Raw genomic sequence first — 24025 nt, forward strand, 5'->3', positions numbered from 1 at the left:
TAAAAACCGGATTACTCTTCAGATGAAACGCTTACCTTAAAACCTGTGCCTCTCACGCCGACTATCGACGTCGGGGTCTTGACCTGGAATTGCGATTCGGTCTTCATCTTATTGGCTTTGACCAGCACGTCGCCCATGCTTAAGTCGAGAGCTATCTTCCTGTCGGCCGCGTTACCTGAAGCTACGTAAGAAGCGACCTTCATGGAGCTGCTCTCGCCGACCCTTACCAGGGCTGCCTGGCCTATCCCGTTAAAATTCAGGTCAGCGTACGAATCTTTTTCTGTCCTCACCGTATCTCCTGTTCCCAGTTTCATCCATATAGTGGCGGGGGTCCACTCTGTCGCGCCTTCCTTCATGATCTCGACCGTACCTTTCATCTCTACCACGCTGACGCTTTTTACCCCTTCAGCGGCGAAAGATACACAGGTCAATGATAAGGCCGCGATAACACCTATAATTAGTGCATAAGTAAATTTCCTCATAAATATCCCTCCTTTTTGTGTCCATTTAAAGTATACCTGACAAAGGCCTCTTTGTCAAGGCATGGACATAATTACATTATGATAAAGAAAAGTCTGGTCAAAAATAGCTTAATATAATATCATATTCCTTATGAAACCTGCTGTATCCATAAACTGGGATTGGGTCAAATCAAGCCTCATAAGGCTTGAACGAGTCTCAAAACCAGCCATAACTGAATGTGTAGACACGTGCCTGGAAGAGGCCCGGCCTCTGACTGCGCCTAAATTAACGGCCGTCACGAAAAAGATACTGGATATCAAGGCCCCATATATAATATTAGGTCCCGCTCTAAAGCTGGATAGCGGATACCTGTCCAAATATCTGAGCGGCGCGGACAGTGTCCATATCATACTTGTAACAATAGGAAACGGCATTGAAAATAAGGCCACTTCTTACATGGCTGAAGGTGACCATCTGAAAGGCTACCTGCTCGACAGGGTAGGTTCCCTCGCAGTCGAATCGCTTGCCAGGAACGTCGAGGAGAGATTGCGCGAAGATAACGAGAAAAACGGACTTAGCGTATCGATGCGTCTCAGCCCGGGCTATTGCGACTGGCCCGTAGAGGAGCAATTCAAGCTTGAAAAGGCGCTCGATTTTTCAAAAGCGGGCGTTGTCCTTACCAAAGGCTGTATGATGATCCCGAAAAAATCGATAACTTCTGTAATTGGTATAGGTCCCAAGGGTTTATTTTTAAAGAATAAGTCGCAGTGCGATATGTGCGATAAAAAGGATTGCGACTACAGAAGGGTTTTCAGGCTGTCTTAACGGGGTTTTCCCGCAGATTTTGGTTCTCTTTCTTAAGCAAATCCTGCCACTGCTGATCTACCGCAGCCTGTATATCATCCAAGAGAGGCTTGTTCTCGGGCTTTAATAGATGCCTGAAGCGCCCCTGAAGCTTTATCCATTCGGAAACGGGTTTTTTCTCTTTGGGCTTGTAGGTTATGCGGTATTGGCCGTTGACGACTTCATAGAGCGGCCACGAACAGGTATCCGCGGCCATACGCCCCATCTCGCACGTCAATTCAGGCTCGTAACTCCATCCCAGCCTGCACGGCTGAAAGACGTTTATGAACTTTGGCCCTTCCATTGACAAGGCTTTTTCTACTTTGGATGTAAGATCACGCCAGTTGCCCGCCACAGATTGGGCTACGTAAGGCACTTTATGAGCGATCACTATCGCCGTCAGGTCCTTCCTGTACTGCTCCTTGCCTTTCTTCACTTTCCCGACGGGCGCAGTGGTCGTATCGGCTCCCTTAGGAGTAGCCCCTGAGCGCTGGACGCCGGTATTCATATAGGCTTCGTTATTATAACAGACATACAATATATTGTGCCCGCGCTCGAGCGCTCCGGAAAGAGACTGCAGCCCTATGTCATATGTGCCGCCGTCGCCGCCGAAGGCTATGAAGTTCAGTTTTTTATTATACTTACCCTGCCGCATCCATGACTTATACAGCGCCTCGACGCCGCTTATCGTGGCCCCGGCATTCTCGAACGCGCTGTGCACGAACGGCACGTTCCATGACGTGAACGGGAATATCGTCGAAACGACCTCGAGACATCCCGTCGCGTTCGCTACCACAGTATTCGGGCCCGCCGCCATGAGGACCTGCCTTGCTATCATCACGGCCCCGCACCCCGCGCATGCGCGATGTCCGCCGGTGAACAACTCTTTCCCTTTGGCCATTTCTTTCAAGTTCGCCATTATTCCCTCACGCCCTGATAAACTACTTTAGGCATCGCTTTACCTTTTACGGCGCTCGCAAGGTCGTTGTAAATACTTTCTATGTCTTCCAGCTTCACTTCGCGTCCTCCAAGCCCGTAGATATAATTCAATACCGGCTTATTCAAGCCTTTATCGATCCTTCGGCTTTGCTCAGGATCGATGCTGAGCGAAGTCGAAGCATCAAAAAGGCCCGCCTTCACTTCCAGGCATAGGGGCCCTTCATGCGCGTTCATCGAATCCGACCTGTCCATGACCGCTATCGCCTTTAACCCTTTAAGCGCTTCGGCCATCTCTTCCTTTGGGAAAGGCCTGAATACCCTGGGTTTCAGAAGCCCGACTTTCTGGCCCTTGGCCCTCAAATTATCTACGACCACCTTGGCGGTACCGGCTGTGGAACCCATCGCCACAATAGCGCGCTCGGCGTCGTCCATCTTATAATTCTCGAATAATCCGTATGACCGGCCGGCCTTGTCCTTAAAATCTTTTGCGACATCCAGTATTATCGACGATGCCTGCTTCATACCCTCTATCGCCTGCCTCTTATGTTCAAAATAATAATCGGTAAGATCCAGAGCCCCGACGGTGATCGGGTGGTCGAGGTCGAGCAGGTAGTGCTCCGGTTTATACACTCCTATAAAATCCTTTACATCCTGATCGTCCAGTATCTCGATGCGCTCCATCCCATGGCTTATTATAAAACCGTCGGTCGTGACCACTACCGGCAGTTTCGATTTCTCGGCTATCCTGATCGCCTGTATCATGTTATCGTAACCTTCCTGCGAATTCTCCGAGAATATCTGGATCCATCCGGCGTCCCTCACCATCATCGTATCGGAATGGTCGCAGTGTATATTGATAGGGCTCGACAGCGCCCTGTTAACATCGGCTAATACTATCGGAAGCCTTAAGCCTCCCGCTATATAGAGCATTTCGGCCATGAGCGCCAGGCCCTGCGAGGAAGTGCCTGTCATCGCCCTGCCGCCCGCCGCGCTCGCGCCTATGCAGGCGGACATCGCGGAATGCTCGCTCTCGACCGGAACGAACTCAGTGTCCACAACGCCGTCGGCGACGTACCCGGCGAATATCTGGACCACCTCGGTGGCCGGAGTTATGGGATACGCGGCGACCACGTCAGGATTTACCTGGCGCATCGCCTCCGCCATCGCCTCATTACCGGTCCTCGCGACTATCTTCTGCTTAGCCATTTACTGTTTCTTCTCCAGCGCTTCACGTTCCGATATCATCTTAATAGCTTTGCCTTTTACCGGGCACTCGTGCTCGCATATGCCGCAGCCCTTGCAGTGCTCGTAATCAAAACCTACCACTTTGCCGTCCTTTACGATAACGGCGGAATCCGGGCAATATATCCAGCAGGTGAGGCAGCTTATGCATTTTTCCGGGATCAGGACGGGCCGCTTGCTTCTCCAGTCTCCTGTCTTGAAATCCCTGGCAGTGCCGCCGCCTATTATAAGGTCTCCGTGCGGAAGTTCCTTCCAGCCCGGTTTTTTCTCTTTGTTTTTAGCCATTATATTTCTCTCATGTTACGTAAAGTTAGAGAAAGTTAATTAAGGTTACGTAAGGTAATTTTAGTCTTTGCAACCTTATGTAACATTCGCTAACCTTATGTAACCTTCTATGAGCTTTTCACTTCGTTATATGCCCGCTCGATAGCCTTCAGATTACCTTCTATGACTTCCGGCTTGGATTTGAATTTCTTCTCAAGCTTCTTCTTCGTATCCTCCATCATATCCTTGAAATCCAGTATGCCCGTCGCCTTAATAAGCGCTCCAAGCATCGGAGTATTGGGTATTTCCCTGCCGATCGTCTCCTTGGATATCACCGAGGCATTGACTGTGAAGACTTTGATATTTCCGGCTACATTCAATTCTTTTCTGACCTCGGCGGGCGACTTACCTGTATTAATTATAATAACGCCGCCGTCCGGGATACCCTCTGTAACGTCTTCGGTGTCGATCAATGTGGGGTCCAAAACCGCTACTATATCGGGATTAGTGACGCCTGAATGCATGAGAATAGGCTTTGAGGAGATGCGGTCGAACGAGGTCACAGGCGCTCCCATCCTTTCGGGACCATACTCCGGGAAGGCCTGTATATATTTTCCTGACGCAAGTGCTGCGTCAGCAAGTAAAAGGGCGGCCGTCTTTGCACCCTGGCCGCCCCTTCCATGCCAGCGAATTTCAACCAAATCTTTCATTATGCCTTAACCTTAACAGATGTTGTAGCTGCTATATCGTCTTCCCGGCTACTACCGGCTTCTCTTTTCCGGCGATCGATAGATAGAATATCATGAATGCCGCCATCATGACAACGCCGAGATATCCGTTTATGGCGCTGGTGACAACAGACATGAGGATCCTGCCCAGTCCGGCGGGCAATACTGCCGTTATTAAACCTACCACAAGGCCTACCGCGAAACCTATGCCCAATGATATAAGTATGAGGAGCACAAAAAGCAGAAGCAGCCAAAGCACTCTGGCAAAAGGCTTCTTGGCGACTGCCAGGCTTCTCTTCATGGCCTCGATGGCTCCGACCTCGTCGCAAACAAGCGCGTACGGCGACAATGTCAGCGGAATGAAATACAGGAGGGCCGTTATGATGCCTATGGCTACAGCTATCGTGACCGCTATTGCCGTAACTACGGTATTATTGAGCGGAACGACCATTGCTATTATAAGTCCTATGACCAAAGCCACTACCGCGACGATCAGTATTATAAGAATGCCCAACACCAGAAGACGCAGGTAGTACTTCATGCCGTACGAAACAAAATTCGACAGCTGCATCTTGCCGGCCTTAATGGCGTCCCTTACAAGCCCTATAGTCGCTCCCTGGAAAAATATGCTTATCAGTATGAACACGATGCTGAATATGACAGCGGCCACCGGTAATTGAGGCGCTGCCGCTCCTGCTTCGGCAGTAGCCGGAGCCGCGAACGGCATACTCGTCAAGCTTCCGATAAGATTGAATGCAAACAAAATAGCCACTAACATGATATTCTTGGTAGCCAAACCAAAACCCTTCTTGATCGCTTCCAATATACCTACCATATGACCTCCGATTTGCTGTAGTCTCACTCAGTCGACGAGGGACTACATTTAAAAAGACTCTCACACTGGCATCTGCCACTTCATTTAAAGCGAATAACTTAACAAATATACCAGATAATGTCGTAACTGTCAAGGCTATTAACCAAAAAAAGACCTTTTAAGCAAGTTCCGTCCTGCCTTCGAACGCCTTGGATATGGTCGCCTGGTCAGCGTATTCAAGGTCTCCTCCGACAGGTATCCCATAAGCCACTCTGGTAAGCCTGGCGCCTGAACCTTTAAGGGCCTTTACAAGATATAGGGCCGTGGCCTCGCCTTCCGTATTGAAGTCCGTAGCTATTATTATCTCCTTGAATTTCTCTCTTTTTACTCTCTCAAGCAGCTCTTTTATCTTAAGATCCGATGGCCCTATACCGTCCAATGGAGACAATGACCCGAGAAGGACGTGATATATGCCGTTGAAGTTGCGAGCTTTCTCTATGGTGACTATATCGTTAGGCTCTTCCACTATACATAATAGATGTTTATTCCTGGACGCACCTTTACAAATCTCGCAGACCTCTTCATCGCTAAGATTATTACAGACCTTACAGAACCTTATAGAGTCTTTTACCTTTATAATGGCTTTTGAAAGCGATTCGGCCTCGCCCTTGGAAGACCTTAGTATATAAAACGCCAGCCTCTGGGCGCTCTTTGGCCCGATGCCGGGCATCTTGGAGAACTCTTCTATGAGCGCTTTCATCGAACCGGGGAAACCCGCCATTGTCCCTTCGCCTTTCTAAGAGGATTCACCGGCAATATCGCCGCCGAATACCTCCAGGGCCGACTTTATTATCGGGTCCACTTCCCCGCCCGTCTCTTCATCGCCGGCGGAGCCGCTGCCTGAATATCCGTTGCCATTGCGGCGCTTATGATCAGCCAGTTCTACCAGCGTCAGGACGACCCTTAGCTCCATATTAAACTTATCCTTGATACCCTCTTCTATGAGCCGCCTGTTATCTAACGATTCCAGGACTTCTTTATGGAATTGGCAATCTTTGGGGAAGCCTATCGACAGTGTCTTCGCCTCGAGGCTTACAGGATACCCTTCCTGAAGATACGAGGCGACCGATATCTTTTTGGCCCTTATATAATCGATCACTCCCGCCCAACCGCTCAGCACCTCTTCGAAGTCCGGCGAAGAAGCCTGTTTTTCGGGCGCCGCCTCTTTTACCTGTGCGCGCGGAGATTCCGGCTCGCGTTTCGTTTCCGGGGTTCGAGGCATCTCCTGGACACGCGGGGCCTTCGGGGCTCGCTGTGTCGTTAACTTATTGACCTTATCGAGGATCTCCGTCAGGGGAATCATGGGACCGGTCTTTGCCAGTTTTATCATGGCCGCCTCGAGGGGAACTCTCGCAAGGCTCGACTTTCTTATGAAATCGATCGTGTTCGATAACGTATAGATAGCATATAAAATTTCTTCAATGGTAAAATTACCCGATTCTGAATGGTATCGCTTCACCTTCTCGGGACTCGTATCTATGAGCGACGAGGCGTCTTCGCTTATCTTTGCCACAGCGAGGTTCCTAAAGTGTTCTATCAGGCCCAGGACTGCCTGAAAAACGTCTTTGCCTTCGTCCACAAAAGCGTTGATTATCTTAAGCGCGCCGGCGGCGTCCTTCTCTTTAATAGCTTTTGACAGGCCGAAGAGGACCTCATCCTCGACGACGCCGAGCATCTTGGATACGTCCTCCGCCCCTATAGTGTCTTTCGCGAACGACACCATCTGGTCAAGCGTGACCTGGGCATCCCTCAAACCGCCTTCGGAATATCTCGCTATAAGAAGAAGCGCATCGTCCTTTATCTTCAGTTTCTCGCTCTTCACGATACTCTTAAGGCTCTCAAATATATCCTTGGCCGATATCCTCCTGAAATCGAATCTCTGGCAGCGGGACAGTATCGTGGCCGGAACCTTGTAGCTTTGGGTCGTAGCGAAGATGAACTTAACGTGCGGCGGCGGTTCTTCCAGCGTCTTCAAGAGGGCGTTAAAAGCGGCGTCTGTCAGCATGTGCACTTCGTCTATTATGTATACCTTGAACCGGCCTCTCGACGGCAGGAATTTAACATTCTCGCGCAGGGTCCTTATCTCGTCTATCCCCCTGTTCGAAGCGCCGTCGATCTCCAGCACATCTATACTGGAAGAGCTCGTTATGTCTTTACATGAAGCGCACGAGCCGCATGGTTTGTGGGTCGGGCCTTTTTCGCAGTTGAGGGCTTTGGCCAATATCCTGGCTGTAGTCGTCTTGCCTACTCCGCGCGGCCCCGCGAATAGATAGGCGTGAGATGTGCGGCCCTGCGATATGGCGTTCTTAAGGGTGGTCGTTACGTGCCCCTGGCCTATTATATCGTCAAAAGTCTGGGGCCTGTATTTTCTTGCGAATACAATATATTCCATAGCAGGTAATAAAGTATCACGTTAGAAGAGTAAAATCAATACAAAACGAATTTCAAAACTAATAGGCTTACTTCGTCAGATCCCAGCTGATGTTTTCTTCGCTAAGAATAAAACTTGCTTTAGTATTTGGGAGCTCGGCGTCCGTTACCTCTTTCCTGAACCTGCCCTTGGAAAGCGCTGTAGCGATTGCCTGAGAATGGCGCCTTTTCCCTATAAGCCTGGCAACCTCTTCCACGAGACCTGCGGTTTGGAGATCAACTAGAAACATTTGAATTGGACTTCTTTTAATCACGACTAATATCTTCATCGGACTCACCTCCTTTTCACTACATTATAAGCTTACCATCAGATTGCGTTTTGTCAATATATTATATAAGTAAAACGCAATCAAGTAAATAACTATTTTTATGTAACTTATTAATTTACAACAAGTTATATTAAAATGTTAGTCCATAAAACATCAAGATATATTGCGTTAAGATACAAAAAAATAGTTAGATTTCGCAACTTTTATATTGACAAATTTGGTTCCATAGTGTAGACTTTATATGGCTGTAGGGCAGGTTTAAACCTGCCCTACATAGCGATAGGAGTTTTGACCAATGAAACTTTACGAGAAGATCCGGTACGTTCGGCATAACGTCTTAAAGATCAGTCTTAAAGACTTTCATAAAAAGTTGACCGCTATCTTCGGGGACAATGTCCTCTCCTACTATACCCTGTGTCGCTTAGAAAAAGGCCATAGTGAAGATATACGCATAAAGAGCCTGTACCAGATATGTACCGGCTTAGGTGTATCCTTGAAAGAACTGAAGGAGGGCACCGAGGAAGAAGAGTCAAAGATCGTAAATATTATCAGGGCCGCTGACAGGGCAAATAATAAATATATCTACAACGAGAAGGCCATCGCGGAGATATTGAGCTCGAGGAATATCAAGTTCCTGGCGATGGAGCTGGCGCTAATGCCCTGCGGCATTACAAAGGAAGAAGAAGATCCGGTAGACGTCAACAGGTTCGAAAAACTGGTAATGATCCTGCAGGGCGAGGTCATTTGCCACGTCGGAAATGAGAGGCACATGATTAAAAAAGGAGATACGCTCTCTTTCGCGAGCAATATCCCCCATCATTTTGAAAACCCATCCAAAACACTCAAGGCCCGTTGTATAATAATCCAGAACCCTAAATCTTACTGACCTTTTCTTTTATTTGTAAATTATCAATGAGATGTTTTTCCAGCTTATAACATTTGCGAAATCCCTTTTCTGATTTTCAGATCCTCCGTAAACCAGGTAGGCCTTTTTACCGTTCTCCCCCGCGACCTTGGCCCAATATTTAAGACCGTCAAAAAAATCACCGGTAACCGTCTTGCCGGACTTGATCTCTATCGATAAAAGAGTGCCGGATACGTCCAAAACACAATCCACTTCGTTGCCGGTCTTGTCCCGCCAAAAATAACAGCCCGACTCCTCTCCCCTGTTATACCTTTCTTTTATTAATTCCGATATCAATGCCGATTCAAAAAGGCTCCCGCGCAGGTAATGTGTCGCGACCTGCCCTCGGGCGCGCAGTCCCAAAAGAGAGCACGCCAGGCCGGGATCATAAAAATATAGCTTCGGCATTTTTACAAGGCGTTTATTGAAATTTTTGTAATAAGGCGCCAATAAAAAAATTATGTAGCATGATTCTAAAATAGATATCCAGGCCTTTGCCGTATTATGGGTAATGCCGCATTCATTTCCTAAAGACGATAGGTTAAGTATCTGCCCTATCCGTCCTGCGCAGAGTTTTAAGAACTTCTGGAATACGTTAAGATCGCCTATATTTTTTATAAGGCGGACATCTCTTTCCACATATGTCTGTATGTAGTTGGCGTACCAATCGGAAGGCGGTATCTTTTTGTCATAAATGCGCGGATAGAACCCCTTAAATAAATAATCGTCGATGTCTTTAATACGATAAGAGGTCTTTTCCAATTCCTCGATGCTAAAAGGCAGTAATTTTAATATGGCGGCGCGGCCGGCCAGTGTCTGGGATACGTGCTCGTGCAGTAAAATATTTTGTGAGCCCGTAAGGATGAATTGACCTGCTGATTTTTTCTTATCCACCTGCGTCTGGATATAAGAAAAAAGTTTCGGTACCCGCTGAACCTCGTCTATAATGACACCCTTGTCATATGTAGACAGGAAGCCTCGCGGATCGATTTCGGCGAATTCTCTGGTATCGAGGTCCTCCAGGGAAACATATGCCAGCTTCGGGAACACATTCTTTACGAGTGTTGTCTTACCGGATTGTCGCGGCCCCGTAACAGAAACTACAGGGAATTTTAAGGCCAGGTCGTGAAGTTTTTTAGAGATAGTTCTTGTTATCATGCGTAAAGTATACATTATATTGGACAAATTGTCAATATAATTTACAATTTGTCCGACTAAATCTTACTGACTTTCTGCCCCCGCTTCTGCAGTATATTTGAGAATTTCGACGCGACGATGTTCATCTCCAGCGGCTTTACCGCATAGTCTGTTGCTCCTAACTTCATAGCCTCTTCAGATACCTCATCACTGACATATGCGGAGACTACGAGAATATCCACTTTTGGGTTGATCTCTTTTGCCTCTTTTATTACGGCAATGCCGCCCTTCTTGGGCATCTTTATATCGAGTATCATCACATCACATGGATTCGACCTTACGAATTTGACCGCCTCCTCGCCGTCCTTCGCTTCCCGGTATTTACAGTCGAACCTCTCCTCCAGGAAATCTATGATCATGTTGCGCGCGTCAACCTCATCATCCACTACCAGAACCACAGGCTTGTTCATGCCTTCTCCTTCATGAGTTCCTGGACTTTCTTTATAACAACTTCTTCCAGATAGTCTACCCTGAACGGTTTTGTTATATATTCATCTGCGCCGAGCGCACGGGCTTTTGCGACAATCTCCTTCTCCTCGTGGATGGTTAACATTATTACCTTAATACTTTTGTCCGAGGCCTTGACCTTTTCGAGCACTTCCAGGCCGCCCATACCCCGCATCCTGATATCGAGGAATATGATATCGGGCCTGTCCGTTCTTACCGCGGCGAGAGCGTCATCCCCGTTATTGGCGATCCTTACGCTGAATCCCCTGTGGCCGAAGAAATCCCTCAACGCGTCCGTTATCCCCTTTTCATCGTCGACTATCAACAGTTTTATCATAATAGCCCCTATTCTTTCAGTATAGTCCGTATGCTTTTTAACAACTCTTCCAGTTTTATCGGTTTTAATATTACTTCGGCGGCGCCCATTTTTTTGAATCGTTCAGGTATAGCGGGGTCATTCCAGGCAGTAATCAATATATAACACGTAGAGGGGCTGATCTCCCGGGCCTTCTTAAGAAAATAATCGCCGTCCATATCCGGCAATTTATAGTCGAACAACACGAGGTCAGGCTTATCTTTACTTATCGCGTCGAGCGCCTGCGACGATGACGCCGCGACGCAGACCGTGTATTTAAACTCCTGCAAAAATTTCTGCAACGAGAGGAGGTATTCCTCTTCGTCGTCTAATATGAGGATCTTCTTGCTCATAAGAGGCCGCCCTTAAAGATTAATGTGAAAGTCGTACCTTTCCCTTCATGGCTCTCGACCTTTATCTTTCCGTTGTTCCTCTCAGTCATGATCTTCACCAGGGCAAGGCCCAGCCCCGTCCCTTTCCCGGGTTCTTTCGTCGTAAAGAACGGCGTAAAGACCCTATCTAGGATTTCTTTTGGCATACCATGGCCGTTATCGGTGATCTTGATGGATATCTCACCGCCGTCATTCTTGTCGACGCTTATTATTATTTTGCCTGTGTTTTTATCGATTGCGTGGGATGCGTTTTTTATTAAATTGAACAGGATCTGCTTTAACTGGCCCCTGTCCGCCATAGCATATGCGTGTTCGCACATGATCCTTTTTTCTATCTTATCGCTTTCAATGATCATACCGTTCTTAAGAAACGTTATGGTCTCATCGATCGCTTCGCTTATATTTACCTTATCAAATACAAGCTTCTTATCCGGCTTGGCAAATTCGGACACCTGTTTGGTAATTTCGGCTATTCTCTGCGCACTCTCCAGACAAACCTTTGTTATATCGTTTATCTCGTTTATGATCTCGTCTTTGGTCTTGTGCGCCAACATTCCCTCTTTTGCCAGTATGCGAAATGTATCGAGCTTTATGGTAATAATATTAAGCGGATTACCTACCTCGTGATTTATGCCTGTGGCTATCGTGCCTACCAATGCCCTCTTCTCCGCGTCCGCTCTTTCATCAAAAAGCTGGGCGTTATTAAGCGAGATCGACAACGCGCCGGATAAGCCCGCCAACGCTTCGATATCATTCTCTGTATATTCTTCATCCGATTTTTTCTTCCCGAGGCACAGGAGACCTATGAGCTCTTTATGTATTAAAAGAGGTATTATCAATATTATATTCGACGCAGAGAAATGTTTATTTTCATGGAATAACGTTAACTTGTTGTCATTTTTTATATCTATTATTTTTCCGGTTTTCTCCAGTAATTTAACGAGCTCGGAACTGCCGGCGATTTTTAACGCTGTATCTTTAAAATCATGCGAGGCAATGAGGTCATATTGGCTTGTGAACCTATTATACATAAACACAGCTGAAGCCGCCGGGCGGATTGAAGTATTTAAAAAATCTACCGTTGACTGAGCTATGTCGGTAGTATTCAATATCATAGTCTTCAGCTCGTCCATGAATTCATTTATGAGATGTTTATAATCGTATTTTTTCTGGAAGAGATATTTGTCGGTGACTTTTATTAAAAGCATTTCCAGCGGGCGAACAGTAAATATGATAATCAGAGAGCTAACCGCAAATCCAAACAATCTATTGCTGCCTCCAAGAAGTTGTTGCAGCAAAAGTGTTACTGCCACAAAAATACCGAAAACAATCGTAAAAAGAGCCGCAAAAACAAGAGTCTTTTTTATTACTACTTCTATATCCATCAAATGATGCCGGATAATCGCATAGGCAATCAGACCAATAAAAAAGAAAGCACATATATATCCAAATGGGTAAACATTGATGAAAGGATATTTAACTAAATAATCGACTAATCCAAACGTTCCAATAGTAAACGCTAAAAGTACGTAGCGTGTTTGTTGATACATTAAACCTGGGACATCTTTCTTGCTTAAATTTTTAAAGAGTAGCCAAACTCCATAACAAAATAAAAAGGCAAACATTAGTAAAAATAAAATATAATATCTGCCCGCAACAGGATAATATCCCCAAAAATGCTTTGTTATACCGCCATAGATATAGTTAGTCTGGCTTAAGATTATTGAAGGTATGCAAAGTAAGTATAGAGCAACTACCAAAATACGGCTTACTTTTATATTCAAAAAAGTAATTATAAAATGGTACGCGAAAATAGGTATAAAAATTATACCTATAAACCCTATTCTTGCCCATTTAAGTGCCGCGGTTGGATTGTTATTTAAATACATAGCAGTATATCCAAATAACCACCAAACCATGCTGAAACAAAAAAGTGTAAAAATTATATTAACTCGCGATCTTTTATTATTGGCAAATACAAAAATCCCGATAATAGCTAATACAACACTTGTAATTAGCGGTGGAATTGCATATAAGTTCATTTTGTTCCCGGAATTTTATCTCTTGTTAAACTAATTCCCTGAAGATGGGTTGTTTTTTGCCATATATAATTCATTTCACCGTAAGGGCCCCCAGTTCTACCTGTACCTCCATGCGTTGATAAAAATAAAGAGAAATCTACATGTCGAGAGTTAATTCTTATTAGTCCGCTATTATGAATATACCGTATGAATTTACGAGTATATAAACTTGACTTAACCCATAAAGACGTACGTAATCCGTATTCATTAGAATTTGCTATAGTCATCATCTTTTTGAATATATCTTCATCATTTGAACCCTTAACCTTCACTAAAGGTAATAAAGGGAAAAAGTTTTCTTCTTTAACAACTTTCATTTCCAAAGCTTTCTCACCATTCTCAATTGATACAATAGCTGGAATTATAAAAGCACCTTTATTATCCTTGTTACCTTCATAATTTACCTTTTCTCCACCTTGAATAAGCTTAGCGCCTTTTTCTATTGCATCTTCAAGAAATTCGTTAAATTCTTTCATCATCATGACTGGCGTAAGGCATGTTTTAGGATCAGACGGCAAACCAACTTTCATCTTTCTAAGTTCAACTGAAAACTTCTTTAGAAACCTGTCATATATTGACTCATGAATAATGGCAGCCTTAGGAACCATACATATTTGTGTAGAACCTAAAAAAGCATCTAAAAGTGAGTTAATTGCATTGTCTAAATCGGCATCTTTCCACACAAATAACATATCATTTCCGGATAACTCTAATATGGGTTTCTTGCCTGCAAGATAAATTCTTTTTCCTATTTCCAATCCCTTTTCGCTGGTCCCAAAATACATTATGTCATTCACAAAAGGGCTTTCTATCCATTCATCTGTAATTTTTTTAGAATTTCCTATTACTATATTAACGGTGCCGTCAGGAGCACCATTCGCTTTTGCCGCTTTCCATACAATTTCTTTCCAAAGAAATATGGTGGCCAGCGGTGTTCGCAAAGGCGGCTTGACTATTAGTGTATTGCCCGCAAGCAATGCAAACCCTGCGGTTAAGGAATTGCTACAAGGGGCATTTTTGGGTGGGCTAACACAAACTACGCCATCCGGCTTTCGAGCTAAATACATCGTTTCATTTTTACCTCGACCGACTTCTGTCCATAGTTCATCTTTAAAAAAATCTAAAGACTCGGGACGATATGCTTTCTCCATACCTGAAAACTCCCATTCGCATAGTTTTCGAGGATGCCCTTCGACAACAAATAGGTTCAATAATTCTTCTTTTTTCTCTAAAAGATTTTTATGAATATCTCCTAAAATTTTTCTTCTTATACTCACAGGAAAATATCTAAATTTTTGGCTCGCATTGTATGCTGACTCAATTGCCTTTTTGTTTGTCTCATCTTCATCTATACAATATTTCGCATAAATATACTCATTGGCGGATGGGACACTAATATTCTTTTTTAAAGAAGATATAACCTTGTATGGTGTTTTAAAATCTTTAATAACTTGATCAGTATATGGAAAATATTCATATGCCCCCGTGTCCAAGTCTTGTCCGTTAACTAAAAGCGTAAAAATCCGCATTCTACCTCCATTTACAGAATTGTCTACTTCTTTACCAATCCATGTCTTATGCATTCTTTTTCGACAAAATCCACAAGCTTCTGGTTCGAGATCCGCAATCCCTCGTCGTCCATAGAATTCTGATTGCAGAATTTTATCCCTTCTTTTTCGAGTTCACGCAATTCGAGTTCTGTCTTGGGAAAAACGCCATGCAGTATCACTGTCTCCGGTTTGTGGCTTGAATTCATCATGAGCCCGGCGAATGTCTTAGTATCTTCCATATTGAATAATGAATCGTACATTATCACTATATCGGGCTGATAATCATACAGAACATTCAGCCCCTCCTTCTCGATGCCCCCTCTATTGCCATAAACAACCTTCATCTCATAATCGCCGTCCAACATTCCTTCAGCCGCGAAATATCCGCAGGTGAATCCGTAAACTATCGGATTCGGCTCTACAAACAACAGCTTTGCTTTCGGCGTCTGTTTGTTTTCCGGTTCCGCCTTCTCTTTTGTGGGATAAACCCTTGTGTCCTTGTGTGAATCCTCTATAACGTATCGGATCCTGTCTATGAGCTTGGATAAGTCTATAGGTTTCGAGAAAAAGCCATCTATACCGATCTTCTCGACTTCTTCTTTTACCTCTTTGTCATAAGCGGTTATTATAATTACTTTTGTTTTAGAATGTGTTTTTCTTAGGTGTTTTAATATCTGTATACCATCCACACCGGGCATCCTTACATCGAGAAGTATGAGGTCGAGATTCTTAATAGAATCTATGACATTTAATGCCTCATTACCGTTTAAAGCCGTGAGCATGTCATAACCCAAAGCGGTGAAGAAGCCTTTCAGGCTCATGGTTACTTCTTTTTCGTCGTCTACGACCAGGATCACGCCTTTTTCATTATCATCCATTACTTATTTCTCCTTTACATTTTCATGCTCTTCGAGCCATTTATCAAGGCGCTCTTTCTTGAACCGCCACTGCCTTCCCATCTTTGTAGCCGGCAGCCTGTTAGATTGTATTAAACGATATAAGGTAGCTCTCGACGTCTTAAGATATCGTTTTGCGTCATTAAAATCCATCAAAGTATCCATATTCCGCCTTATTATTGGTTTACTATCATTGATTACCTGTGAGTATTAAATATACACTACGAAACAGAAAAAGGCAAATCCAGGGAGACAAAAAAGTCACAGCAAACTGTGGATTTTTTTGGAATTAATTAGGAAGGACGGGACACCAATACTTTTTCTTCAAGCTTGGTAATACGTTTTTCGTGATTATCTAAATTTTAGGGAAAATTAGGGAAAATTAGGGACAGAAAATTAGGGACAGACACCTATTTCTCACTACCAGCATTCTTCGGTCTCCCTATCGGTAGCGCATGTAATCGATTTCCGAATTTCTTCTCGAGCTTTTGAATAAACGCGTTGCTTCCCAGAGGCCTGCCGGTCATAGTATGCTTACGAATAACTGACACTTCATCCGGCTCATCGCCTTTATCTATGAATTCCTTCCACTGCCCTTGTTTGATGTCGACATATTTAAAGAGTTTGCTCGCATCGATTATATCGTCGGTCGAGACGGCACAATGGCTTCTCGCGCTTGACCACATATAATCAATCGGCGTCTTGGCCGCCTTCACCCTAACCGGATTGCGCTCTACATATCTGGCTGCGGCTAAAAGACGGCGATCATCAAGAACGCATGAATAGTACCTGCCCTGCCAGAGATGTCCTGCGGCTTTCAGCTTTTTATTGAAGTACTGCGCATATCGTGTGTGGACAATGCGAAACGTATCCCCAAGGGAATTTTCGTCTCTCGGTATGGCAATAAAGTGAATATGGTTATTCATAAGGCAGTACGCGAGAATATCCAGGCGGTATTTTTGGCCGTACCCGGCCATGAGGAAAAGGTATTGTCTTCGGTCAGAATCATCTTTGAATATGTTCTGGCGATAGTTACCTCTCTGAGTGATATGATGCGGATATTCCGGAATGACTAATCGCGCAATTCGCGGCATAAGGCAATGCTATCATGAAGCCGTGTGGATGTCAATTTAAATAGGTGTCTGTCCCAGTAGTGTCCCAACGTTTCGATTCTAATGTTCGTAACTACTTGAGCTTAATATGGTAACAAAGCAAAACGTTTTTATCGATTTCAAGTCGCTTATGTGTTATTTTGGCGCTCTATATAAAGGAGCGCTCAATGAACACCGGCAAAACCGTTTTTTCTCAAGTTATGGAATTCCTGCCCTTCTACGAATTCCGCAAATGTGTCGAACGTTATCATGGCGATTACAAAGTCAAAAGCTTTACTTGCATGGATCAATTCTTATGTCTTGCCTTCGCGCAACTGACCTTTCGAGAAAGCCTGCGCGATATCGAGGCGTGCTTGCGCTCCATGCAGAGCAAATTATATCACATGGGTATACGCGGACGCGTTTCGCGCAACACATTATCGAACGCGAACAACCAGAGAGACTGGCATATTTATGCTGACTTTGCTCAAATTCTCATCCATAGAGCAAGACCTTTATACGCTGATGATTCTTTCGGCGTCGCTTTGGATGATACCATATACGCGCTCGATTCTACAACGATTGATCTGTGCCTTACGTTATTCCCATGGGCTCGTTATCAAAGAGATCACGGAGCCATTAAAATTCATACGCTCCTGGACTTGCGCGGACCCATTCCGGCGTTTATCGATATCACCGACGGAAAAATTGCCGATGTCGACATCCTGGACTCGCTTATTCCTGAAGCCGGATCGTTCTATATCATGGACCGCGGCTATCACGATTTTACCAGGCTTTATGCGCTGCATCAGGCTAAGGCGACCTTTATTATACGAGATAAGGCCAATACCCTGCATCAAAGAGTATATTCGCGGCCGGTTGACAAAAACACAGGATTGCGTTGTGACCAGACGATCGCGCTCAGTCCATATGGAACCGAACGCTATCCTGAATTACTGCGTCTAGTCCGATTTTTTGACTCAAAGAGCAACAAGCGTTTTATGTTCTTGACGAATAACTTTACCATAGAAGCGTTAACCGTCGCTGAGTTATACAAGGCGCGATGGAAAGTCGAGCTATTTTTTAAATGGATCAAGCAGCATCTGCGCATCAAGGCGTTCTTCGGAACATCTGAGAACGCGGTGAAGACGCAGATTTGGGTTGCCGTATCCGTTTACATATTAATCGCAATTGTCAAAAAGCGTTTGAACCTGAAGCTCGATCTTTACACTATTTTACAGATTCTGAGTGTCAGCATATTCGAGAAAACACCTATAGCACAAGTACTTATGGCAATTGATACGGTCGACAAAAATGATCAAATCGATAACCAATTGTTATTGTTCAAGTTATGATGGGACACTACTGGTGTCTGTCCCCTATTTACTTTCTATTTACTATTTAATTCTTCTCTTTCCTGCTGCTATTTCTGCTCTTCTGTCCCTACTTTCTACTCAGCCGGATCAGGGTAAGCCCGGAATAGGCGACAAAAATGAGTTAAATGCTAAGTAAAAATTATTGTCTTTTCTTAGCAATAATTTTTTGCACTACACCAACTGGGATCAACATAAGGCCTATTAAAGTTATTAGGCGTATAAGGTCGCGAGGAATTCCTACTATATTGTTTTTCATAAGCACGGTATTAATCAAACCACCTATTATAAAAAGAAGAATGCCTGTTTTTAGCACGGAAATTTTAGCCATAGTTATTTTTGAACTCCATCATAATGATTACGTATTTTATGCCATTCGGAAAAATCACCCTTTAGCATTGGCATGCAATATTCTTTAAGAAGCTGTGCCATTCTGCTCATTTCGTCTGCAATTTCTTCCTCTTTAATATTTCTTACAGCAAGTCCTGTTTTATCGTTAAAATAGTGGACAATTTGATTAAGATCTAACGACGGCTTGTAATAATAAGGAGGTTTAATCATAACGGCTATGTGCAGAGGCCTATCCCATGAAATCATAACTTCACATTTATCATTCCGTGCGGTGAAAACAGTCTCAGGGTCTTCCTTAAATACAAATCCATAATCTGAAATAAGAAAATTGAACGTGCTAAAAACGCTGTCGCTAAATATTTTCTTAAAGTTGCTCATACGAACCTACTTTCTCTTCATATATGCACCAACAACTTCATAGCCCCGTTCTCGTAAATACTCTATTTCTTTCAAAAACATTGTTCCTGGTTCTGCTTTGCTAAGAGGACTTGCTAAAAATATTTCATCTCCCCGGCTTATGGCATCGTCTAACCATCGATAATTTACTGCCTCATTCCATAGCGGGTCTGGCAAATTCAAAACATTATGATTTGGCCAACCTTCCGCAACTGCTGTATCCCATCGGCGACCTATTACTGTTGTTTTCTTTCCACTTTGCGCTGCTAATTGCTTAGCGGATACCAATGCTTCGTTAACAGCAACACCGCCTTCAAGGCGTAGCGCACTTACTGCAAGACCTTTAACAACGCTACCAACGACAAGAGCTCGCCCTACTTCTTGTAGAATTTTACCCGACCCTAAGAATGCTTGATAACCTGCTGATAGTGCATCTCCACTTTGAGCGGCTTCCCATGCCCCAGAAAAGTTATCCAACGCACCAGGTAATGATTCGCCAAACCTAAAGATATCTGTAACCGTTGCCTTAAAGAAATCTTTTGCGGAATTAACAGCTGTTGCGCTTAGAATCCAGCCCATATTGTTCTGGGCATCGCCGAGGAACCAATCTGCCATCTGGTCTATCTTTTGATCTGTTATATCCACATATTGTGAAAGAGCAAATTTACTATACCACGGCTCACTCTGAGATAGCGATTCTTGTAGCGTAGCAGATGTCTGATTCGTTACAAACTCGCCATTCCTAACAACTATATCCGTGTTTGAAGTCAGGTTTTTAATAACGGCGTTTTTGAAATCACCGTTAGAATCAAACTCTACCGCTTGCCCATTCTCTCCATAAATCTGATAGGCAACGTCTCCATCGTAACTTTGGAATTCAGCATCAGTAAGCGCGTAATTCCTTACATCAAGGCTTACAAGTCCGAGCTCAGTGTAGTTAGTGCTTGTTCCATTTTTTAGCACCATTTCACCTTGATAATCAATGCCGAACTCTCCTTCATTGTAATATGTTCCTTTGGATTGCGCAAGGATTTCTGAACCATCTGCGGAAATAATCAAATAATCGCCAGTTTCCCCTGTAGGCATAATAAGAGCTGCCTCACCATCAAACGTAGTAGTCGAAGGCCTTAGATTCTCGGGTAACTCTTCGGGATTATTTAGGGCAGTCTGGATGTAGTTAAATACAGTGCCGCCATTTCTTATCATGCTTTCAACAGCATCTCTATAAAAGATGCTTGTGGCGCATGTTTCAAGCGTTTCGGCAAGACCACGCTCCTGAATCATTTGGGATACGCTAAGAATTTTTGAAATATATACGGCTCGCGACCATGGATTATCACCAGGGCCATCAAGTGTAAATATACTGCCAGTAGATTCAATTAAGGCATCATATATACCCTTAAATACATCATGATCCTCAGATAAGCCTCCAGCTATTGCCCCGGAAAGAATTCGTGCTGTTATAGCGCCTATCAGTGGATCTAAATCTTGCGTCGCAAATTCCATGCCTATGGTCACTGCGCCACGCAACAAGCCATCTGTGATGCTATTCCATATGTCTGTTGGATTTGTGCCTGGGGTTAATCCGACTTGGATAGAGCTAACTATTGGTAATCCTAAAACGTAGGATATCCTCGGATCCACGCCCAGCCAGTCGCCTAATAAACCAACCCCGGCAAATGCGGCTTCTGAAGCAAGATTTATACCAACTTCGGTAATTGTTTCGGAGACGGTGCTTAGATCGAACATTCCTTCGGTGAGCGTACCGGCGGCCATCGACAGGGCGCTTACAATAGGCGGCGGAAGGTCTATTATGGTTCCGAGGTAATTCACGCCCTGCATAGCCAGCGCGCCAAACGCGCTCTGGAAATGGAAGAACCCTTCGACGGGATTACCAATAGCCCCGGTTATCCCGCCCGTAACGAACGCGCTTATGAGATTCGAGATCATAGGATCGACGCCTAACGCTTCCAGGCCGGCGTTAATCGCGTAATTGGCGGCTACGCTGACCACCGTCTTCCCCACAAACGTCACGACCGTCTCGGCGAACGTCGCTTCGGCGCCCGAGGCCAACAGCCCCGTCGAGAAGAAACTCGCGAATCCCTTAAATAACGACATGCCGACGAACTTGACGCCCGCGAATATGGCTTCGCCTATCGCGCCGATACCGCCGGCTATCCCTCCGATAAAATTAGCCATGAGCGCCAGGCCGGCCTGTATAATGCCCTGGACGGCTATGACCACAGTCTGGATTATGGTAACTACAGCCGCCGCTATAGCCGCTATCACCTGCGCCACGGCGCTGAATATCGCGGCTATCAGGAAGAAGAGCTCGACGAAGCACGCGCCTCTAATCTTTTTGGACTGGTAATCCGTAAGAATGGTGCATTCATTTACCGGAGGCGTATCTTCGATGAGCGCGTAATTGCCTTGCCATGACTCGAGAAAATCCTTTACCTTTAACTTTACTACCTCGCCTCCGGGGCCTTGCGACGTCTCGCGGTAGGTCACCTCATCATTGGCGATGTCTATGCCTTCGAGCACTACATAATGCTTGCCTCCTATAAACAGGATCGCTTTCTTTCCCGAACCTGCCGGGACGAGCCTGGCCAATTCCTCTATCGATATCTTCACAGGCGTGAGAATGAAGCCCTTTATCCGGGCGATGTTCTTCAAGGCATATGCCGAGATGAGAAGTTTCCCGTTGGAAAACCTGTTAATCGAGCCGGTGAGGACGTCTATAAGGATAGCGAGCTTCACGAGCTCCCTGTCCTCATAATCGACGCCTTTTGCTTTGAGTAACTCGCCCAGGACGTTCGACGCGCTCCGCCCGAAGTGCGGGTTCTGGCCCGAGAGCCAGGCGGTTATCTTATCCACATCATCGGCCGTTATGGAAACAACGTCCGCGGCCGTCAGCCCCAGCGATGAGAGATACTCGCCTCTCTCATTATCAGCCGCCATATCCAGATACCCGCGAAGTTCCCTCTCTACCTCCGCGCGGATCCATGCGATATCCGCCATCCGCCTGTTGTATTCCGAATCCGGATCCGAAGTATCACGCAAAGAGCCGCAGAGCGCCGCCACATCGAGCGCGCGGTCCGGAGAATTCTTGACCGCGTCAAGCCATACCTCTATCTCCGTCTCGCCTGGGTCGCGCCCTAATATGTCGCGGTACCTTTCCTGTATTACGGGCCTGGCCTCCTGGACCGATATCTGGTCCAGCAGCTCCTGTTTTTTCAGTTCCACGTCCGCCAGGACCCGGGCCTCTTCCGTGTCTAAATCGCCGATAAGGTCGGCCACCTGCGTTTCATATCCGGATATCTCCGCGGCTTCCTGTGCATTCAATTCGGATATATACCTCCGGACCTTCCCCATCTCGCCGAGTATATAATCGCGCGTCCTGTTCTTCTCTTCTTTCGCGCCCCACTGCCACCAGTAGATCTTCCTCTTTTCATTGTCATCATACATGCGCTGGAGATCGTTTAGCGCGGCATACAGCGGCGCCCTTGCCGCGTCATAAGCCGACCTTATGATCTGCACGTTTTCGGCGGATTGGATGGTCAGTTCGGCAATAGTCTCTCTCTTTTCTTCCGACATCCGATACTTCATCTCTTCTATCTTTATTTCCGCGTCGCGACGCGCCTGTTCCAGGCATAGCGCAGTTATCGCGCCTTCCTCGTCGTATGTGTAACCAGCTATGGTGTCTCCGTGTATGTCCGTTACATACTCGACCTTGCCGTCACCGCTATAAAAGGTTATCGTCCTGTCGGCCTTGACGAGAGCTCTTAATTTTCCGTCTTTGTCGTAATCCGATATAACCGCGGTTTCTTCATCCAGTTCATAGCCTATCGACGCCTTTACCCTATCCCACCTTATTTCACGGCAATTGACGGAGGGGTCAAAGTAGAGAGTGCCTATATCGAGAGCTTCGGCGTCAGGCGGGATCGCGGGGTCATATAATGAGCAATCTTCTTTAAGAGGCGTATATTTGTCGAACTCGTTTTGGCCTCTGTTCACTATCGGAGTTATGATACCGAGAAGCCGTCTTTGTCCGATCTCGCCTATCTTATATTTTGTCTTATCGGCGTCCGCGTATCCTATATAATGGAACGGTATATCGTGCATCCATACGAATGTGCCGCCTTCTTCCAGATACGGCCGGACAGGAGATTCCCAGGTATACCTGCTCACGATGGTAGAGGGCGCGACATCCTGGCCCATTATCACAACCGAATCCTCGCCGTAAGATTTAAGGAACTGCCTTAATTCATCGGCATTTAATACCTGGAACCCCTTGGATACGAAGTAATTTACCATCCTGGAAGAGAAGCTCGCGGTAGTCCAATTGGTCGGATATCTCGAATCGTAATAGATAGCCTTATGCGTCTTATCGCCTACCATAGCGTAGAGCTCATCCATCTTCGACGTTTCGTAGACATCGTTCATCTCGTCCCAGAGGCGAATGAATCCTGAATCGGGGTATGAAGGATTGAAATTCTTTATATAACTTGATGCATAGCCTTTCGAGTCGACATATAGCGGTTCTATCTCATCGGTAATCTGGGTGGGGCGTATGCTGTACCAGTTTACATCAGGCGCCTCGTGAAGAGCTTCGGAACCAACAGGGTTTCCGTCTTTGTCGTAGTAAGAACGCTCAATAGTGTAGTTTGAAATTATGGCGGGGCCTGTGCCTCTCTTATTCAACAGCTCTTTCGCCGATCCTGCAGCGGCGCCTTTGCGGCCAATTATCGCGAACGAATCATGGTCGTATAATTCCCGTATCCTGGCGCTTCCTATCGATTCAAGGGCGCGTTTGGCGCTCTCTGTCAGGTGATACCACCCTTCATCGCCGACAGTCGCGGCCACAAAGTCACCGTCGGAAACAGAATTTATGAAGTGGCCATTCGTTCCGCTTCGCCCTCGCCCAGGTGATTTACGTTG

At 45.5% G+C, this 24025-nt stretch carries 24 protein-coding genes; 3 read left to right on the plus strand and 21 right to left on the minus strand.

Translation table 11 applies throughout. The annotated features are described in order from the left end of the window. Nucleotides 1–11: 11 nt before the first annotated feature. On the minus strand, nucleotides 12–482 hold the full coding sequence (locus WC592_07025) for a FecR domain-containing protein (protein ID MFA4982199.1): 471 nt from the start codon (nucleotides 480–482) through the stop codon (nucleotides 12–14). Nucleotides 483–612: 130 nt separating this feature from the next. Here WC592_07025 and WC592_07030 point away from each other — a divergent pair, with 130 nt between their 5' ends. Next, nucleotides 613–1287, plus strand: a complete 675-nt coding sequence (locus tag WC592_07030; GenBank protein MFA4982200.1) for a vitamin B12 dependent-methionine synthase activation domain-containing protein — start codon at nucleotides 613–615, stop codon at nucleotides 1285–1287. On the opposite strand, the gene WC592_07035 is transcribed toward WC592_07030, so the two are convergent. The 8 genes from WC592_07035 to WC592_07070 all read right to left on the minus strand — a co-directional run bounded on the left by WC592_07035 (nucleotide 1274) and on the right by WC592_07070 (nucleotide 8051). After that, nucleotides 1274–2227, minus strand: a complete 954-nt coding sequence (locus tag WC592_07035; protein MFA4982201.1) for a thiamine pyrophosphate-dependent enzyme — start codon at nucleotides 2225–2227, stop codon at nucleotides 1274–1276. The two genes, WC592_07030 and WC592_07035, sit on opposite strands and share 14 nt — an antisense overlap. After that, nucleotides 2224–3450: a pyruvate ferredoxin oxidoreductase gene (porA, locus tag WC592_07040; protein MFA4982202.1), complete on the minus strand. Its 1227-nt coding sequence runs from the start codon at nucleotides 3448–3450 to the stop codon at nucleotides 2224–2226. Before porA ends, WC592_07035 begins: the two co-directional genes overlap by 4 nt. Beyond that, entirely contained in the window at nucleotides 3451–3771 is a 321-nt protein-coding gene (locus tag WC592_07045) for a 4Fe-4S binding protein (protein ID MFA4982203.1), read from the minus strand. A gap of 107 nt (nucleotides 3772–3878) precedes the next feature. Continuing rightward, nucleotides 3879–4460 carry a 2-oxoacid:acceptor oxidoreductase family protein gene (locus tag WC592_07050; GenBank protein ID MFA4982204.1) on the minus strand — a complete coding sequence of 194 codons (582 nt, stop codon included), beginning with the start codon at nucleotides 4458–4460 and terminating at the stop codon, nucleotides 3879–3881. A 31-nt stretch (nucleotides 4461–4491) separates the two neighbouring features. Continuing rightward, complete coding sequence (locus WC592_07055) at nucleotides 4492–5313, minus strand: hypothetical protein (protein MFA4982205.1); 822 nt, start codon at nucleotides 5311–5313, stop codon at nucleotides 4492–4494. A 157-nt stretch (nucleotides 5314–5470) separates the two neighbouring features. After that, nucleotides 5471–6073 carry a recombination mediator RecR gene (gene recR, locus WC592_07060; GenBank protein ID MFA4982206.1) on the minus strand — a complete coding sequence of 201 codons (603 nt, stop codon included), beginning with the start codon at nucleotides 6071–6073 and terminating at the stop codon, nucleotides 5471–5473. A gap of 15 nt (nucleotides 6074–6088) precedes the next feature. Then, on the minus strand, nucleotides 6089–7744 hold the full coding sequence (gene dnaX / locus WC592_07065; protein MFA4982207.1) for a DNA polymerase III subunit gamma/tau: 1656 nt from the start codon (nucleotides 7742–7744) through the stop codon (nucleotides 6089–6091). A gap of 67 nt (nucleotides 7745–7811) precedes the next feature. Continuing rightward, nucleotides 7812–8051: a hypothetical protein gene (locus WC592_07070; protein ID MFA4982208.1), complete on the minus strand. Its 240-nt coding sequence runs from the start codon at nucleotides 8049–8051 to the stop codon at nucleotides 7812–7814. Nucleotides 8052–8346: 295 nt separating this feature from the next. Between WC592_07070 and WC592_07075 the strand changes: the two genes are divergently transcribed. Then, on the plus strand, nucleotides 8347–8937 hold the full coding sequence (locus WC592_07075) for a cupin domain-containing protein (GenBank protein MFA4982209.1): 591 nt from the start codon (nucleotides 8347–8349) through the stop codon (nucleotides 8935–8937). A 9-nt stretch (nucleotides 8938–8946) separates the two neighbouring features. Here WC592_07075 and WC592_07080 read toward each other — a convergent pair whose 3' ends face one another. The 9 genes from WC592_07080 to WC592_07120 all read right to left on the minus strand — a co-directional run bounded on the left by WC592_07080 (nucleotide 8947) and on the right by WC592_07120 (nucleotide 16967). After that, nucleotides 8947–10113, minus strand: a complete 1167-nt coding sequence (locus tag WC592_07080) for an ATP-binding protein (GenBank protein ID MFA4982210.1) — start codon at nucleotides 10111–10113, stop codon at nucleotides 8947–8949. A 56-nt stretch (nucleotides 10114–10169) separates the two neighbouring features. Continuing rightward, a complete protein-coding gene (locus WC592_07085; protein MFA4982211.1) occupies nucleotides 10170–10562 on the minus strand; it encodes a response regulator in 393 nt (130 codons plus the stop codon). Continuing rightward, nucleotides 10559–10936 (minus strand): response regulator, encoded by a 378-nt coding sequence (locus tag WC592_07090; protein MFA4982212.1) that lies wholly within the window; start codon nucleotides 10934–10936, stop codon nucleotides 10559–10561. The genes WC592_07085 and WC592_07090 overlap by 4 nt, the downstream gene beginning before the upstream one ends. A gap of 8 nt (nucleotides 10937–10944) precedes the next feature. Continuing rightward, nucleotides 10945–11307, minus strand: coding sequence for a response regulator (locus WC592_07095; protein ID MFA4982213.1), 363 nt, complete (start codon nucleotides 11305–11307; stop codon nucleotides 10945–10947). Then, a complete protein-coding gene (locus WC592_07100) occupies nucleotides 11304–12554 on the minus strand; it encodes a HAMP domain-containing sensor histidine kinase (protein MFA4982214.1) in 1251 nt (416 codons plus the stop codon). The genes WC592_07095 and WC592_07100 overlap by 4 nt, the downstream gene beginning before the upstream one ends. Before the next feature lie 830 nt (nucleotides 12555–13384). Further along, nucleotides 13385–15010 (minus strand): aldehyde dehydrogenase family protein, encoded by a 1626-nt coding sequence (locus tag WC592_07105; protein MFA4982215.1) that lies wholly within the window; start codon nucleotides 15008–15010, stop codon nucleotides 13385–13387. Next, a complete protein-coding gene (locus WC592_07110; protein MFA4982216.1) occupies nucleotides 14980–15855 on the minus strand; it encodes a response regulator in 876 nt (291 codons plus the stop codon). The genes WC592_07105 and WC592_07110 overlap by 31 nt, the downstream gene beginning before the upstream one ends. Nucleotides 15856–15858: 3 nt before the next feature. Next, nucleotides 15859–16038: a helix-turn-helix domain-containing protein gene (locus tag WC592_07115; protein MFA4982217.1), complete on the minus strand. Its 180-nt coding sequence runs from the start codon at nucleotides 16036–16038 to the stop codon at nucleotides 15859–15861. A 245-nt stretch (nucleotides 16039–16283) separates the two neighbouring features. Then, a complete protein-coding gene (locus WC592_07120) occupies nucleotides 16284–16967 on the minus strand; it encodes a transposase (GenBank protein ID MFA4982218.1) in 684 nt (227 codons plus the stop codon). A 185-nt stretch (nucleotides 16968–17152) separates the two neighbouring features. On the opposite strand from WC592_07120, the gene WC592_07125 reads away from it, so the two are divergent. Continuing rightward, a complete protein-coding gene (locus WC592_07125; GenBank protein ID MFA4982219.1) occupies nucleotides 17153–18319 on the plus strand; it encodes an IS4 family transposase in 1167 nt (388 codons plus the stop codon). A gap of 160 nt (nucleotides 18320–18479) precedes the next feature. On the opposite strand, the gene WC592_07130 is transcribed toward WC592_07125, so the two are convergent. From WC592_07130 to WC592_07140, 3 genes are read right to left on the minus strand one after another with little or no spacing between them, the layout of a single operon-like run. Then, nucleotides 18480–18668, minus strand: a complete 189-nt coding sequence (locus WC592_07130; GenBank protein ID MFA4982220.1) for a hypothetical protein — start codon at nucleotides 18666–18668, stop codon at nucleotides 18480–18482. Nucleotides 18669–18670: 2 nt separating this feature from the next. Beyond that, complete coding sequence (locus tag WC592_07135) at nucleotides 18671–19066, minus strand: hypothetical protein (protein ID MFA4982221.1); 396 nt, start codon at nucleotides 19064–19066, stop codon at nucleotides 18671–18673. A gap of 6 nt (nucleotides 19067–19072) precedes the next feature. After that, a complete protein-coding gene (locus tag WC592_07140) occupies nucleotides 19073–23977 on the minus strand; it encodes an interleukin-like EMT inducer domain-containing protein (GenBank protein ID MFA4982222.1) in 4905 nt (1634 codons plus the stop codon). Between the last annotated feature and the right edge of the window lie 48 nt (nucleotides 23978–24025).

It is taken from the genome of Candidatus Omnitrophota bacterium (genome assembly GCA_041648975.1).
Taxonomy (GTDB): Bacteria; Omnitrophota; Gorgyraeia; order 2-01-FULL-45-10; family 2-01-FULL-45-10; genus JAQUSE01.

Excerpts from the sequence above, each read along its gene's own strand:
- WC592_07115 (MFA4982217.1), bottom strand. The coding sequence starts at position 16,038 with ATGGATACTTTGATGGATTTTAATGACGCAAAACGATATCTTAAGACG.
- WC592_07055 (MFA4982205.1), bottom strand. The coding sequence starts at position 5,313 with ATGGTAGGTATATTGGAAGCGATCAAGAAGGGTTTTGGTTTGGCTACC.
- WC592_07070 (MFA4982208.1), bottom strand. The coding sequence starts at position 8,051 with ATGAAGATATTAGTCGTGATTAAAAGAAGTCCAATTCAAATGTTTCTA.
- dnaX (MFA4982207.1), bottom strand. The coding sequence starts at position 7,744 with ATGGAATATATTGTATTCGCAAGAAAATACAGGCCCCAGACTTTTGAC.
- recR (MFA4982206.1), bottom strand. The coding sequence starts at position 6,073 with ATGGCGGGTTTCCCCGGTTCGATGAAAGCGCTCATAGAAGAGTTCTCC.
- WC592_07045 (MFA4982203.1), bottom strand. The coding sequence starts at position 3,771 with ATGGCTAAAAACAAAGAGAAAAAACCGGGCTGGAAGGAACTTCCGCAC.
- WC592_07075 (MFA4982209.1), top strand. The coding sequence starts at position 8,347 with ATGAAACTTTACGAGAAGATCCGGTACGTTCGGCATAACGTCTTAAAG.
- WC592_07095 (MFA4982213.1), bottom strand. The coding sequence starts at position 11,307 with ATGAGCAAGAAGATCCTCATATTAGACGACGAAGAGGAATACCTCCTC.
- WC592_07025 (MFA4982199.1), bottom strand. The coding sequence starts at position 482 with ATGAGGAAATTTACTTATGCACTAATTATAGGTGTTATCGCGGCCTTA.
- WC592_07030 (MFA4982200.1), top strand. The coding sequence starts at position 613 with ATGAAACCTGCTGTATCCATAAACTGGGATTGGGTCAAATCAAGCCTC.
- WC592_07090 (MFA4982212.1), bottom strand. The coding sequence starts at position 10,936 with ATGATAAAACTGTTGATAGTCGACGATGAAAAGGGGATAACGGACGCG.
- WC592_07125 (MFA4982219.1), top strand. The coding sequence starts at position 17,153 with ATGAACACCGGCAAAACCGTTTTTTCTCAAGTTATGGAATTCCTGCCC.
- WC592_07085 (MFA4982211.1), bottom strand. The coding sequence starts at position 10,562 with ATGAACAAGCCTGTGGTTCTGGTAGTGGATGATGAGGTTGACGCGCGC.
- WC592_07100 (MFA4982214.1), bottom strand. The coding sequence starts at position 12,554 with ATGCTTTTAATAAAAGTCACCGACAAATATCTCTTCCAGAAAAAATAC.
- WC592_07135 (MFA4982221.1), bottom strand. The coding sequence starts at position 19,066 with ATGAGCAACTTTAAGAAAATATTTAGCGACAGCGTTTTTAGCACGTTC.
- WC592_07080 (MFA4982210.1), bottom strand. The coding sequence starts at position 10,113 with ATGATAACAAGAACTATCTCTAAAAAACTTCACGACCTGGCCTTAAAA.
- WC592_07130 (MFA4982220.1), bottom strand. The coding sequence starts at position 18,668 with ATGGCTAAAATTTCCGTGCTAAAAACAGGCATTCTTCTTTTTATAATA.
- porA (MFA4982202.1), bottom strand. The coding sequence starts at position 3,450 with ATGGCTAAGCAGAAGATAGTCGCGAGGACCGGTAATGAGGCGATGGCG.
- WC592_07120 (MFA4982218.1), bottom strand. The coding sequence starts at position 16,967 with ATGCCGCGAATTGCGCGATTAGTCATTCCGGAATATCCGCATCATATC.
- WC592_07105 (MFA4982215.1), bottom strand. The coding sequence starts at position 15,010 with ATGCATAAGACATGGATTGGTAAAGAAGTAGACAATTCTGTAAATGGA.
- WC592_07050 (MFA4982204.1), bottom strand. The coding sequence starts at position 4,460 with ATGAAAGATTTGGTTGAAATTCGCTGGCATGGAAGGGGCGGCCAGGGT.
- WC592_07110 (MFA4982216.1), bottom strand. The coding sequence starts at position 15,855 with ATGGATGATAATGAAAAAGGCGTGATCCTGGTCGTAGACGACGAAAAA.